The organism is Billgrantia antri, assembly GCF_017868935.1.
In the GTDB taxonomy this organism is placed as follows: Bacteria; Pseudomonadota; Gammaproteobacteria; order Pseudomonadales; family Halomonadaceae; genus Halomonas; species Halomonas antri.
The window spans coordinates 2,233,302-2,246,534 of sequence record NZ_CP053383.1 but is presented as its reverse complement, the minus strand read 5'-3'; the positions used below and the strand labels follow the sequence as shown (position 1 = coordinate 2,246,534).

Below are 13,233 nucleotides of genomic sequence, written 5' to 3'. Positions count from 1 at the left end.
ACGTCCGGCGTGCAGCACTGCAACGGCCGTGTCGAAACGGGCTGAAAGAGGATCTATCGGCCAACCGAGAGAGCACTTTAGTAGCGCTTTGGTCTGTCAGGCGAAAGTGGTGGTGCAGATACCGCTTACTTAACGTTAAGCTCGGATAACATCTATAACAAAGAGACGACACGCATGCGGATACTGATGCTCCTGCTGGCCGCGGTTGCGCTTGCCGCCGGCTTTTTGATCGGCTACCGAGGCGGCGCCGAATGGCAGGCGCTTCTCTCGGTGGGGCTGGCATCAACGGCGGGTGCCATGCTCGTGTTGAGCGGGCTGGCCGGGATCCACCGTGCGGGTGCCGATTCGTTGGCCAACGATCGTTTCCATGTCTGGCTACCCGTTTCCCGCGACTATCTCTCCCTGCGGCGAATGGCGCACGGCCTGATCCAGCAGGCCAGCACCACGGCCATCGCCTCTGCCGAGGTCTCGCATCACGCCGATCGCATGGACCAGCGCCTGGAGCGGCAGGAGCAGACCGTGCGCGAAGCCTCGTCGAGCATGGCGGCGATCACTTCGGCCATCGAGCAGGTAGCCGCGAGCGCTGCCAACGTGGCCACACTGGCCAGTCGTTCGCGTGATGCCAGTCATGTCAGCCGCGAGTCGCTCGGGCAGGTCATCGACGAGATGCAGGCACTGGCCGAGCGTTCCGAGGAGGCGCTGGAACTGCTCAACATGTTGAGCCAGAAGGCTGACAGCGTGCGCCACGTCACCTCACTGATCGAAGAGATCGCCGAGCAGACCAATTTGCTTTCGCTCAATGCCTCGATCGAGGCTGCCCGGGCTGGCGAGCATGGGCGGGGCTTCGCGGTCGTTGCCGGTGAGGTGCGTCAGCTCGCCGGGCGCACCGCCGATGCCACGCGCAACGTCGAGGCGCTGGTTGGTGATATCGGCGATAGCAGTCACCGCGTGGTCGATACCATCGGTCACCTGATGCAGCGTGTAGGCGACCGGGCCAAGGAGATGAGCAAGGTCGGCGAGCAGCTTACCGAAATGACCGGTCACTTCGACCAGGTGGAAGGCGAGATTCGCTCGATCGCCGAGGCCATGGAGGATACCAACCGACACTCGCAGCGCGTGGCCGGAACGCTGGGCACGCTGGAGGAGGATGCCGAGCAGGGCAATCGCGATATGCACGGTCTGGCGAGCCAGGCGCGCGCGTTGATGGCCGGTGCCGAGGCGGTCGACGCGGCTCTCGCTCAACAGCGCCTCGAAGGTCGCCATCAACAGGTGTTCGAGGCGGCGCGGCAGGCCGCCGCCAAGATCGGTGCGTTGCTCGAATCGGCCATCAAGCGCGGCGAGCTCGATGAGCAGGCGCTGTTTCATGCCCAGTACACGCCGATTCCCGGCACCAATCCGCAGCAGTACGAGACCGGTTTCGTCGGTTATACGGATGACAACTTCCCGGCGATTCAGGAGCCGCTGCTCGAGCGCCTGGGCGTCGCCTATGCCATCGGTATCGATCGACGCGGCTACATCCCCACCCACAATGTGCAGAGCAGCCGCCCCCCGACCGGCGACTATGACCACGACCTCAAGTTCTGTCGCAACCGGCGGATCTACGAGGACACTACAGGTCAGCGCTGCGGTACCCATGAGCAGACCCTGCTGCTGCAGACCTACAAGCGCGATACCGGCGAGGTCATGCACGACCTGTCAGTGCCGATCTACGTTGGCGGCAAGCACTGGGGCGGCTTCCGGGTCGGCTACAAGCCGGAAACCGCCTGAGTTTCCCACTTTCCCTGATTAGCTCCGCTCCCCCTCTCGAAGCGTACCGGCCGGTGCCAGGGGGGAGCGCGGCCGGCTGCTCCAGGCCGACCAGGAGTAGAGCGCCAGACTGGCCCAGATCAGCAGGAAGGTGGCGAGCTGGACCAGCGAGAGCGGCTCACGAAAGACCAGCAGGGCGATGAAGAACTGAATGGTGGGGTTGAGGTACATCAAAAAGCCCAGCGTGGCGAGACGCAGGCGCCGGGCCGCACCGGCGAAAGCCAGCAAGGGCAGGGCGGTAATCACCCCGCTCGCTACCAGCAGCAGTGTAATACTAGGCGCGCTCAAGAAATGGGAGAGTTCGCTGGCACTGAGCCAGGCGAGCGCCATCAGCCCCAGGGGCAGCAACAACAGGGTCTCTACGAAGAGCCCTGAAAGACCGTCCAGTGGCACCTGCTTGCGCAGCAGGCCATAGGTGCCGAAGCTCAACGCCAGCGTCAGGCTGATCCACGGCAACTCACCGAGCAGCACCAGTTGGATGGCGATGGCGATACCCGCAAGCACCACGGCGATGCGCTGTAGCCCGGCCATCGCCTCGCGCAGGATCAGCATTCCCAGTGCGACGTTGACCAGCGGGGTGAGAAAGTAGCCCAGACTGGCCTGGAAGACCTGCCGGGTTTCCACCGCATAGATGTAGAGCCCCCAATTGATGGCGATCAGCAGGGCACAGCCGAGCACCCGTCCAAGGCGTCGAGGTTCGGCCAGTGCCTTGCGAATGGGGCCCCAGCGCTTGAGCAGCGTGACCAGCCCGACCAGGAACAGGCACGACCAGATGATGCGGTGGATGAGCACCTCGAAGGCGGGAACGCCCTCGAACAGGGCAAAAAACAGCGGGAAGCAGCCCCACATGACATAGGCAGCCAAGCCGAAACCGACTCCACGGGTGACTTCGTGATCATACGGGGACGACAAACGCATGCTGGTGTCTCTGCAAGAAGGAAGGCTATAACTTAGCAGCCTATTGGAAGCATCTCTACGTCCCCAGGCGCTGCTGAGGGCTGAGTGAGAGTGCCGTGTCGGGCTGACGTCGTCGCTGGCCTGAGTTAGGCTGAAGCGATAGACGAGACTCCGCAAGGGAACCGACATGAGCGATTTGCGTACGACTCTGGTGCAGTGCGACCTGCGCTGGGAAGACCCCGAAGCCAATTGCCGCATGCTGGAAGAGCAACTTGGCGATCTCGATGGCGGCAATACCGATCTCATCGTGCTGCCAGAGATGTTCTCCACCGGCTTTACCATGAATTCGCGCGAAATGGCCGAACCCATGGCGCAGAGCCGGGCGACAGCCTGGCTCTGCGAGCAAGCCAGCAAGCGCAACTGTGTCGTGACCGGTAGCGTGGCGATCGTCGAAGAGGGCCACTACTACAACCGGCTGGTGTGGGCGCGCCCGGACGGCAGTCTTGTCAGTTATGACAAGCGCCACCTGTTCCGCATGGCCGGTGAGCACGAGCGTTACTCCATGGGGCACGACCGTGTGATCGTGACGCTCAAGGGGTTCCGCATTCTGCTCAGCGTTTGCTATGACCTGCGCTTTCCGGTGTGGCTGCGCCAGAGTCCCGAACCCGGCGAACACTTCGAGTACGACGCCTTGCTGTGCGTGGCCAATTGGCCGGCGCCGCGGCGACATCCATGGCGCATCCTGTTGCAGGCGCGGGCGATCGAGAATCTATGTCCGGTCATCGGTGTCAACCGTGTCGGCGAGGATGCCAACGGCATGCGCTATGCCGGCGATTCCATGCTGGTCGACTTCAAGGGCGAGGCAATCATCGACGAGCCGCGCGATACCGCGTTCATCAAGACCGCCACGCTGTCCCGCGATGAGCTCGACGCCTTCCGTGAGAAGTTTCCCGCCTGGCGTGATGCCGATCACTTCTCGCTGGCCGACGGGGTGGGATTCTGATGCGCCTGGATCGCTTCCTGGCGGAGACTACCGATCTTACCCGCAGCCTGGCCAAGAAGGCGCTGCATCGAGGTGAAGTGAGCGTCAACGGTGTCGTGGTTAAACAGCCGGCCACTCACGTTGGCGACGAAGATCAGGTCGAATGGGACGGCCAGCCGTTGGCATTGGTCGGATTGCGCTACGTGATGCTGAACAAGCCTGCTGACGTGGAGTGCAGCGCGCGGCGCGGACTCTATCCACGTGCAGTGGATCTCATCGATCTGCCCAGGGCTGAACGTCTGCAGACGGTGGGCCGACTCGATGTCGATACCACTGGGTTGGTGCTGTTGACCGACGACGGCCAGTGGTCGCATAGGGTAACGTCGCCGCGACGGCGCTGTGCCAAGGTCTACCGCGCCGTGCTTGCCGAGCCGTTGGCGGGTGCCGCACTGGACGAGGCCGTCAGGCGTTTCGATGAAGGCATGCTGCTCGATGGTGAGGAGAAGCCAACGCTGCCAGCCCGGCTCGCCATGCTGGGCCCGTGCGAGGCAGAACTGACCCTGTACGAAGGGCGCTATCACCAGGTCAAGCGCATGTTCGCTGCCATCGGCAACCGGGTGACGGCGTTGCATCGTGAATCGGTGGGGCCCCTGGCATTGGGCACGCTTCCCATGGGGGATTGGCGTGAATTGAGCGAAGCCGAGGTGGCCGAGTTCGCCTGAATCAGGCGGAAGGCGCATAGGTTTCGCTGCGATCGCGACCACAGTGCTTGGCCCGGTAGAGGGCTAGGTCGGCCAGTCGGCACAGCTCGATCGGGTCATCGGCATGTGCCGGATAGCTGGCGATCCCGCAGGAAAGGCTGACGCAGCCGAGCGCTTCGCCACCATGCAGGAAGGACTGCTGGCGCATGGAATCCAGCAGGCGCTCGACGGCTTCGCCGGCCTGCTGTGCCGTGGCACCGGGCATGATCACCACGAATTCCTCACCCCCCAGTCGGCAAACCACGTCGGCCTCTCGAAAATGCTCGCCGATCAACCTGGCGGTAGCTATCAGCACCGCGTCACCGGCGTCGTGCCCATAGAGGTCATTGAAATGCTTGAAATGGTCGATGTCGAGCATGACCAGTGTCAGCGTCGTACCGCGCCTGGCGCAGGCTGCTTCATGAGCAAATACCTCATCGAAATGGCGTCGGTTCTTCAAACCGGTCAGTGGATCCTGATAGGAGAAGGCACGCAATTGCTCGACCATGTGTTGCAGGTCCTGGGTGCGATCCGCCACCTGCTGCTCGAGGCGTTGATTCAGCTTGATCAGCTCGCGCTGGGTGAGGGTATAGTGCCGCAGCGAGATCGCTACTATGGCCAGGCTGAAGCTCAGTGCCCCCAGGCTGACCGGAATCTGCTGCCACGGCAGCAGCCCATGGGCAACCGCCATATCGAACAGCAGCAGCATCGCGAACAGGCCATAAGCGGCGATGACCACTCGCTGCTCGCCGCTCAGCCACTTCCAGTGACCGACGACGAGGGCGAACAGTATCGGCAAGCTCACGGTCAGCAGGACGTCATAGACGGGAAAGGTACTGGAAAGGTTGACGATACCGCTCAGGGCGAGGCTCAGGGACAGAACCAGATAGCCCAGATGCCATTGCCACAGCCGGCGAATCCAGCGGGAGAGTCGATGCGAAAACCAGGGTTCGAGCAACAAGCCAATGCCTACCGGAAGCGCGTAGTAACCCGCCGCCGCAAGATAATCCCACAATAGCGGCATCGCCAGCAGTAGCTGGCTGGCCTGGGTCTCGGCCAGGATCATCATGCCCGACGCGAGCGAAAAGAGCCCGACACCGACAAAAGTTTGGCGACGCTGATGAAGTAACGCAAAGCATCCCGCCAGCAGTGCGAGTAGTAGACAGAAGGCGCTGACTAACAGATCGGCCGCTGAACGATTCAGGATCAGGGAGAAGAACTCGGGGCGGTCCATCAGACGAACTTCGCCCCAAAGACCGATGTCGGTGTAGTTGGAGTAGACCCGAAACGTCAGTGGCTGACCGGCAAAGTCCTCGGGCAGGCTGATCACGTGCCATGGCCAGCCGACGAAAGGACCCTCGCCGCGGTCATCAAAGCTACCGTGCTGGTAAATCAGCTCGGTTCCCAGATACGCCTGGGCGATCAGGTCGATGCTATAGATGTAGAGCACGGGATCCCGCCACTCACCGGAGGGCAGGGTAATACGGAACCACGCGTGATGCTGTCCATCGCGATCGGGTGGGTTGGACGGGAAGTCGATGGCATGCCAAGCCGTCTCGTCTTCCATGACCAGCCATGCGGGTGTGCCATCCTCAAGTACAGGCGAGTCTCCCCAGCGGTACTCCCAACCACTATCGAGATCCAATGACGCAGCATTTACCAAGCCAGGTGACAGGGAGAACAAGACCAGCAACGGTAGGAAAAGGCAGCGCATGGATGGCGTTTCCTGTGTTCCCGACGGGCGTGACACCCTAGTATAAGGCAAAGGTAAAGACAGGGCGCGTTCAGTATCGTTAGCCGAAACGATCTTTATACCGTTATCTTTTTACCCTTCCCATTGCTTCCCTAAACGTTGAATTCCATTATCATCAGGTCCCAGGGGAATTAAGCCCTGCTGCCTTCACCAAGGCTCGCGTATAGTCGCTGCTTGGATTGTCCAGAAGTGCCAGGCACTCTCCTTGCTCTACCAGCTCTCCATCTTTCAATACCAGTACCCGATGCGCCATGGCGCGCACCACGGCGAGATCGTGACTTATGAAGAGAAAGCTCAAGCCGCGGCGGGCTTGTAGGTCACGTAGCAGTTCGACCAGTTGCTTCTGTACGGTGCGATCCAGTGCCGATGTGGGCTCGTCGAGTACCACGATCGCCGGCTCCAGGATAAGCGCTCGTGCCACGGCGATGCGCTGTCGCTGCCCGCCGGAAAACTCATGCGGATAGCGCACGGCGCAGTCCGCAGGCAGGCCAACTTCGTGGATGGCGGCACGTACGCGTTCGTCAACCTCGTCGTCGGCGAGTTCAGGGTAGTGGAAGCGCAGGCCTTCGCTGATGATGTCCGACACCGGCATGCGTGGCGACAGCGACCCATAAGGGTCCTGAAACACTACCTGGAAGCGGCGCCGCCGCTTACGTAGCGTATTCCCGGTGAGACGATCCAGCCGTTCCCCATCGAGTTCGATCTCGCCGCGGCTCTCCACCAGGCGCAGCAGGGCCATGGCCAGGGTGGTCTTGCCGGAGCCTGACTCACCCACGATACCAAGCGTCTCTCCCGGGGCCAGGTGCAAGTCGATCGGCTTGACCGCCTCGAAAGCGGGGGGACGCTTGGCGAACAGTCGCTTGGGGCGTTGAAAGCTCACCGAGACGTCGCGCGCCGCAAGTAATGCCCGCTGGGAGGCGACGGATGCTGGGCGGCCAGTCGGCTCGGCGTCCAGCAAGGTGCGCGTATAGGCGCTACGAGGTTTAGAGAAGACATCGCTGACAGGCCCTGTCTCTTGCTCGTGCCCGTCATAAAGAACGCAGACTCGATCGGCATGGCGCCGTACCAGGTTGAGATCATGGGTGATGAAGAGCATGCCCATGCCATGCCGATCCCGGAGCTCGGCGAGCAGGGCCAGGATCTCCTGTTGCACGGTGACGTCGAGTGCGGTGGTGGGCTCATCGGCAATCAGCAGCTCGGGATCGTTGGCAATGGCCATGGCGATCATGACCCGCTGCCGCTGACCGCCGGAGAGCTGGTGCGGCCAGGCATCGAGCAGTTCATCGGCACGCGGCAGCTTGACCTGTTCCAGAAGTTTACGGGTTCGCTCCCGCGCTTCACGACCGGAGATGCCCTGGTGAAGGCGGAGCGTCTCGCCGATCTGCTTGGCCACGGTGTGCAGCGGGTTGAGCGAAGTCATGGGTTCCTGAAACACGAAGCCGACACGGCCGCCACGCAGCGCCTGCCAGTCCCGCTTTCCCAAGGCCGCCAGATCCGTGTCGCCGAGCCAGCGTCCCCCTCGGACCAGAGCATTGTCCGGCAGCAGGTCCATGGCACCCAGTGCGGAGACCGACTTGCCGGAACCGGACTCACCGACCAGGGCCAGCGTCTCGCCGCGACGCACCTCAAGGGTCAGCTCATTGAGAACCGGCTTGCCGTCGAAGGCGATCGACAGCTTGTCGAGTCGTAGCAGAGGCGAGGAGAGAGAATCAGGCATTGGGATGCGTCCTGGTCAACGGAGTAGCACTCGGAGCATGCTGGATATGGCGCGGATCGAAGGCGTCACGCAGGCCCTCGCCGATGAAGACCAGCAGCGAGAGCATCAGCGACAGGCTGACAAAGGCGGTAATGCCGAGCCAGGGTGCATGCAGGTTGTTCTTCCCCTGAGCCACCAGTTCACCCAGAGAAGGCGAGCCCGGCGGCAACCCGAAGCCGAGGAAGTCGAGCGCCGTCAGCGTGGTGATGGCGCCGGTGAACAGGAACGGAATGAAGGTCAGGGTGGCGACCATGGCGTTGGGCAGTACGTGACGCCACATGATCAGGCGCGAGGGCAGCCCCATCGCTTTGGCGGCACGCACATACTCGAGATTGCGCGCACGCAGGAACTCGGCACGGACCACGTCCACCAGCCCCAGCCAAGAGAACAGCAGCATGATGCCAAGCAACCACCAGAAACCGGGCTGCACGAAACTGGCCAGGATAATGAGCAGGAACAGTACCGGCAGGCCCGACCAGATCTCGGTCAGGCGCTGGCCGATGAGGTCCGTCTTGCCGCCGAAATACCCCTGTATACCGCCAACGATAACCCCCATCACCAGCGACCCCGCGGTCAACACTAGTGCAAAAGCGACCGATAGACGAAAACCATAGATGACGCGTGCCAGGACATCGCGCCCCTGATCGTCCGTCCCCAGCCAGTGTCGCGTATCTGGGGGTGAAGGCGAGGGCCGCATCATCTGCATGTCCAAGGTCTGGTAGGAGAAGGGGATCAGCGGCCAGACGGCGGTGCCGTTCTCCTCGATCTGCTGGCGAATGAAGGGGTCGTGATAATCGGTACGGGTCGGCAGGAAGCCGCCGAATTCGGTTTCGGGGTAGTCCACCAGCAGCGGCACGTACCACTGGCCGTCGTAGCGCATGACCAGCGGCTTGTCGTTGGCGATCAGTTCGGCGCCAAGGCTCACCACGAAAAGAGCAAGGAAGATCCACAGCGAAACCCGGGCACGGCGGTTGCGCCGGAATACCTCGACGCGCCGGCGAGCGATAGGGGAAAGCTTGTCGGTGAACGCAATGGCCATCGGTTCAGGACTCCCGTGTCTCGAAATCGATGCGCGGATCCACCCATACGTAAGTAAGGTCGGACACCAGTTTTAGGATCAACCCGATCAGGGTGTAGAGGAACAGCGTTCCGAAGATCACCGGGTAGTCACGCTGCATCACGGCTTCGAAGCCGAGCAGTCCGAGTCCTTCCAGTGAGAAGATGACTTCGATGAGCAGCGACCCGGTGAAGAAGATGGTCACCAGGGCGCCAGGCAGTCCGGCGATGATGATCAACATGGCGTTGCGAAATACGTGACCGTACAGGGTACGGCGGTCGCTTGCGCCCTTGGCGCGCGCCGTCAGGACGTACTGCTTGTGGATCTCGTCGAGAAAGCTGTTCTTGGTCAGCATGGTCAGGGTGGCGAAGCTGCCGATGGTCATGGCCGTTACCGGCAGAGTGATGTGCCAGAAGTAGTCCTTGATCTTGCCCCAGAGTGAGAGTTCGTCGAAATCAGGTGAGGTAAGGCCGCGCAGCGGAAACAGATCCCAATAGCTACCGCCGGCGAATAGCACGATCAGCAGGATGGCGAAGAGAAAGCCCGGGATGGCATAGCCCACGATCACCAACCCCGACGACCAGACGTCGAAGCGTGAGCCGTGATGCAGCGCCTTGCGGATCCCCAGCGGTATCGAAATGAGATAGACCAGCAGCGTGGTCCAGAGTCCCAACGAGACCGAGACCGGCAGTCGCTCGATCATCAGTTCGACGACGGGGCGGTCGCGGAAGAAGCTGTTACCGAAGTCGAAGGTCGCGTAATCACGCATCATGCCGAGGAAGCGTTCGTGGGCGGGCTTGTCGAAGCCGAACTGCTGCTCGAGCTGTTCGATGAAGCGCGGGTCGATACCACGGGCACCGCGCGACTCGTCGCGAACCACCACGTCGCCTCCGCCGGCGTCGAGGCGTGTGCTGGCCATGCTGTCCACGCCTTCGAAGCGAGCGAGCATCTGATCGATCGGCCCGCCCGGCGCGGCTTGGACGATGATGAAGTTGAGCAGCATGATACCCACCAGCGTGGGTATCATCAGCAGCAAACGTCGCAGGATATAGCGGCTCACGTCAGGTCATCCTCATGGGCATCGGCCTAGCGGCGGCGCAGGCGCTGGTTGATCTCGGCTTCGCGCTCGGCATCGACCCACCAGGCGGCGAGGTCTAGCCCATATTCGGGGAAGGGCTGCGGGTATCCGAATTTGTCCCAAACGGCGATCCGTGTCTCGCCGGAGTGGTACTGGGGAATGGTAATGAAACTCCAGCGCAGCACTCGATCCAGTGCGCGAGCCACGGTGTTGAGTTCCTGGCGGCTGTCGGCACGAATCAGTTGCTCCACCAGTGCATCCACGGCCGGATTCTCGAGCCCCATCAGATTGCGACTCTGGGGGCTGTCGGCAAATTCACTGGTCCAGTATTCGCGCTGTTCGTTACCCGGATTGTTCGACTGCGGAAACTGGCCGACGACGATGTCGAAATCGAATCCCCGCAGCCGGTTGAGATACTGGTTGATGTCGACGATGCGCAGGGTACCGCGAATGCCCAGGCGCGACATATTGCGCAGCATCGGCTGCACCACGCGCTCCATGCCGCTGTCGTAAAGCATCACCTCGACGGTAAGCGGGCGGCCGCTCTCGGCGTCGACCAAGGTATCGTCGCGCACTTCATAACCGGCGTCGATCAGCAGGTCATAGGCAAGTCGCAGCCGCTCGCGAAGGTCCTCGGGATGGTCGATGGGCAGTGGCTCGGTGAAGACCCGCTCCGGTAACTCGTCGCGAAAGGGCTCGAGCAGCTCGAGTTCCGCGTCGCTCGGTAACCCCTCGGCAGCCATGTCTGAGTTCTGGAAATAGCTCTCGGTGCGTTTGTAGGTACCGTAGAAGATGTTGGCGTTGAGCCAGGGAAAGTCGAAGGTGAGATTGAGCGCTTCGCGCACGCGCGGATCCTGGAACTTGTCACGCCGCAGGTTGAACACGAAGGCCTGCATCCGGGACGGTTGGCCGTCAGGAACGGTGATGCGTTCGATCAGGCCCTCGTGATAGGCCGGAAAATCGTAGCCGATGGCCCAGGTGGCGGCCCGTGCGTCGATACGGTAGTCCAGCACCCCGGCCTTGAAGGCTTCCCAGGCGATGTCACGGTCCCGATAGTAATCGTAGATAAGGCGGTCGATGTTGTGCCGGCCCACATTGACAGGTAAATCGCGCCCCCAGTAGTCGTCCACACGCTCGTAGACGATGCGTCGCCCGGGGTCTACCTCGGCGATTCGATAGGGCCCGGAGCCGGGGTGTCGGGCCAGCGTAGGGCTGGAAAAGTCTCGCTCCTCCCAGTAGTGCTTGGGCAGGACCGGCAGCTGGCCCACGATCAGCGGCAACTCGCGGGAGTGGTTGGCGGCAAACTCGAACCGCACGGTATGAGGGTCGAGCGCTTCGACGCTCTCCACGTCGGCGTAATAGCCGCGATAGAAGGGATTGCCCTCGTCCAGAAGCAGATGGAAGCTGTAGACCACGTCTTCGGCGGTGACGGGTTCGCCGTCATGGAAGCGCGCCTCGGGGTGCAGGTCGAACTCGATCCAGTAGCGATCCGGGTCCAGACGAATCCCTTCGGCCAACAGCCCGTAGACACTGAACGGCTCATCACGATTTTCCACCAGCAGGGTGTCGTAGATGTCACCGATGCCGATCGCCGGCGTGCCGCGAATGATGAAGGGGTTGGTCGAGTCGAAGCTACTGCCCACCGCGGCCTGGGTCATGCTGCCGCCTTTGGGGGCATCGGGGAAGACGTAGGGAAAGTGGCTGAAGTCGGCAGGGAGGGCCGGCTCGTCGTAAAGCGCCAGGCCATGTACCGTAGGGACTTCCTTGGCTTCGGTGGCGAACGACGAAGCCCCCCAGCCAAGCACGAGACATAAGACGAGAGTGGTACGCAAGACGAACCGCATCAATGACATCCCTGGTGGAAACTGGCCCGGCATTACGGGCGTTACCGCCATAAGGTGTCAGGCCATCCGGCGCTTGTAAACCTCGATGTGCGACGGATGGACGTCCTCACGTTCAGCGTGCCGCCAGGCTGCGATGGGGAATGTCGAGCTGCTGGCCGGCGTGGATGACGTCACCGTCCAGGCCATTATGGCGGCGCAATTCGGCCACACTGATGCCGTGGCGGTTGGCAATGGCCGAGAGGCTGTCGCCACGCTGGACGAGGTACTGCGCGCCATCCCGGGGAACCGAGCGGGATGACGGCGAACTGAGTTCGGCCAGTATCGCCTGCTCCTGCTCGATGGGCACCAGTACCACGTCGACCGTGGCGGGGTTGGCACTGCCATGGGTCAGCGCGGGGTTGAGCGCTGCCAGTTCCGACTGATCCACGCCAGCAACATTGGCCAACTGCGATAGGCTGATGGGTGCCGTGATCGGCACCTTGGCGAAAGCCGGGGCGTCGTCGATCTCGGGCAGCGTGACGCCATGGGCTTCGGGATCGTCGATGATCGCGGCAATGGCGTTGAGCTTGGGCAGATAGTTCATCGTCTCGCCAGGCAACTGCAGGTGCCAGTAATCGCTGGGTTCACCCCGTGCCGCCGCGGCGTGCCGCGCCCGGTTGACCGTGCCGGCGCCGGCATTGTAAGCCGCCAGCGATAGTTCGATGTCGCCCTCGTACCATTGCTCGGCCTGCAGCTCGATGTAGTCCAGCGCGGCCTGGGTCGAGGCGATAACGTCGAGGCGAGCATCGTAGCCGTTATGGCGATGCAAGCCCAGGGCATCGGCGGTGCCGGGCATGAACTGCCATAGGCCGGCGGCACCGCGATGGCTGCGGGCCAAGGGATCGTAAGAACTTTCCACGAACGGGATCAGGCTGATCTCGCCGGGCAACCCCCGATGTTCTACCTGCTCGGTGATCCACGCCATCCACGGCCGAGCACGCTCGATGATTTCGACGATATTGCCCGGGTTGGCTCGGTAATGATCGATCCACTCCTGAACACGGGCGTCTCGGCGGCGATCATGCCATTCCAGGTTGTCGCGCAACCTCTCCCAGGCGTCACCGGGGCGGAACTCGAGGCTCAGGTCATCCCAGAAATGGTGCGTCGGCTGGGCCGGCGTAGCCCCGGGGTGAGGACTTGCCAGTAGCCCCGGGCTAGTCGCCGATAGCGCACCGATCAAAGCGATACCTCCGGCAAGGGTCAAGGTCCACTGCCGCGTCGTTCGGTAGGTCATGCGTTCTCCTTCAAGGCACGTGCAGGGCACGTTGCCCATGGGATGCG

General features: G+C 62.3%; 10 protein-coding genes. 3 read left to right on the top strand and 7 right to left on the bottom strand.

The window, feature by feature from the left end; translation table 11 throughout:
• Positions 1-174 precede the first annotated feature (174 nt).
• Positions 175-1,767: a methyl-accepting chemotaxis protein gene (locus HNO53_RS10505; protein ID WP_242597606.1), complete on the top strand. Its 1,593-nt coding sequence runs from the start codon at positions 175-177 to the stop codon at positions 1,765-1,767.
• 18 nt (positions 1,768-1,785) lie between these two features.
• Here HNO53_RS10505 and rarD read toward each other — a convergent pair whose 3' ends face one another.
• Positions 1,786-2,724 carry an EamA family transporter RarD gene (rarD, locus tag HNO53_RS10500; protein ID WP_209478408.1) on the bottom strand — a complete coding sequence of 313 codons (939 nt, stop codon included), beginning with the start codon at positions 2,722-2,724 and terminating at the stop codon, positions 1,786-1,788.
• A gap of 166 nt (positions 2,725-2,890) precedes the next feature.
• On the opposite strand from rarD, the gene HNO53_RS10495 reads away from it, so the two are divergent.
• Positions 2,891-3,706, top strand: a complete 816-nt coding sequence (locus tag HNO53_RS10495) for an amidohydrolase (protein WP_209478407.1) — start codon at positions 2,891-2,893, stop codon at positions 3,704-3,706.
• The gene (locus HNO53_RS10490) at positions 3,706-4,407 is read left to right on the top strand and encodes a pseudouridine synthase (RefSeq protein WP_209478406.1); all 702 of its coding nucleotides are present in this window, start codon (positions 3,706-3,708) and stop codon (positions 4,405-4,407) included. The genes HNO53_RS10495 and HNO53_RS10490 overlap by 1 nt, the downstream gene beginning before the upstream one ends.
• A gap of 1 nt (position 4,408) precedes the next feature.
• Here the strand turns inward: HNO53_RS10490 and HNO53_RS10485 are convergent, their stop codons facing one another.
• The 6 genes from HNO53_RS10485 to HNO53_RS10460 all read right to left on the bottom strand — a co-directional run bounded on the left by HNO53_RS10485 (position 4,409) and on the right by HNO53_RS10460 (position 13,186).
• Positions 4,409-6,139 (bottom strand): sensor domain-containing diguanylate cyclase, encoded by a 1,731-nt coding sequence (locus HNO53_RS10485; protein WP_209478405.1) that lies wholly within the window; start codon positions 6,137-6,139, stop codon positions 4,409-4,411.
• Positions 6,140-6,293: 154 nt separating this feature from the next.
• Positions 6,294-7,895, bottom strand: a complete 1,602-nt coding sequence (locus HNO53_RS10480; protein ID WP_209478404.1) for an ABC transporter ATP-binding protein — start codon at positions 7,893-7,895, stop codon at positions 6,294-6,296.
• Positions 7,888-8,973, bottom strand: coding sequence for an ABC transporter permease (locus HNO53_RS10475; protein ID WP_209478402.1), 1,086 nt, complete (start codon positions 8,971-8,973; stop codon positions 7,888-7,890). The genes HNO53_RS10480 and HNO53_RS10475 overlap by 8 nt, the downstream gene beginning before the upstream one ends.
• A gap of 4 nt (positions 8,974-8,977) precedes the next feature.
• The gene (locus HNO53_RS10470; RefSeq protein WP_209478400.1) at positions 8,978-10,051 is read right to left on the bottom strand and encodes a microcin C ABC transporter permease YejB; all 1,074 of its coding nucleotides are present in this window, start codon (positions 10,049-10,051) and stop codon (positions 8,978-8,980) included.
• Between the two features lie 26 nt (positions 10,052-10,077).
• Positions 10,078-11,913: an extracellular solute-binding protein gene (locus HNO53_RS10465; RefSeq protein WP_209478398.1), complete on the bottom strand. Its 1,836-nt coding sequence runs from the start codon at positions 11,911-11,913 to the stop codon at positions 10,078-10,080.
• 112 nt (positions 11,914-12,025) lie between these two features.
• Positions 12,026-13,186: a transglycosylase SLT domain-containing protein gene (locus tag HNO53_RS10460; RefSeq protein WP_209478397.1), complete on the bottom strand. Its 1,161-nt coding sequence runs from the start codon at positions 13,184-13,186 to the stop codon at positions 12,026-12,028.
• Positions 13,187-13,233: the final 47 nt, after the last annotated feature.

Excerpts from the sequence above, each read along its gene's own strand:
- HNO53_RS10505 (WP_242597606.1), top strand. The coding sequence starts at position 175 with ATGCGGATACTGATGCTCCTGCTGGCCGCGGTTGCGCTTGCCGCCGGC.
- rarD (WP_209478408.1), bottom strand. The coding sequence starts at position 2,724 with ATGCGTTTGTCGTCCCCGTATGATCACGAAGTCACCCGTGGAGTCGGT.
- HNO53_RS10495 (WP_209478407.1), top strand. The coding sequence starts at position 2,891 with ATGAGCGATTTGCGTACGACTCTGGTGCAGTGCGACCTGCGCTGGGAA.
- HNO53_RS10490 (WP_209478406.1), top strand. The coding sequence starts at position 3,706 with ATGCGCCTGGATCGCTTCCTGGCGGAGACTACCGATCTTACCCGCAGC.
- HNO53_RS10485 (WP_209478405.1), bottom strand. The coding sequence starts at position 6,139 with ATGCGCTGCCTTTTCCTACCGTTGCTGGTCTTGTTCTCCCTGTCACCT.
- HNO53_RS10480 (WP_209478404.1), bottom strand. The coding sequence starts at position 7,895 with ATGCCTGATTCTCTCTCCTCGCCTCTGCTACGACTCGACAAGCTGTCG.
- HNO53_RS10475 (WP_209478402.1), bottom strand. The coding sequence starts at position 8,973 with ATGGCCATTGCGTTCACCGACAAGCTTTCCCCTATCGCTCGCCGGCGC.
- HNO53_RS10465 (WP_209478398.1), bottom strand. The coding sequence starts at position 11,913 with ATGCGGTTCGTCTTGCGTACCACTCTCGTCTTATGTCTCGTGCTTGGC.
- HNO53_RS10460 (WP_209478397.1), bottom strand. The coding sequence starts at position 13,186 with ATGACCTACCGAACGACGCGGCAGTGGACCTTGACCCTTGCCGGAGGT.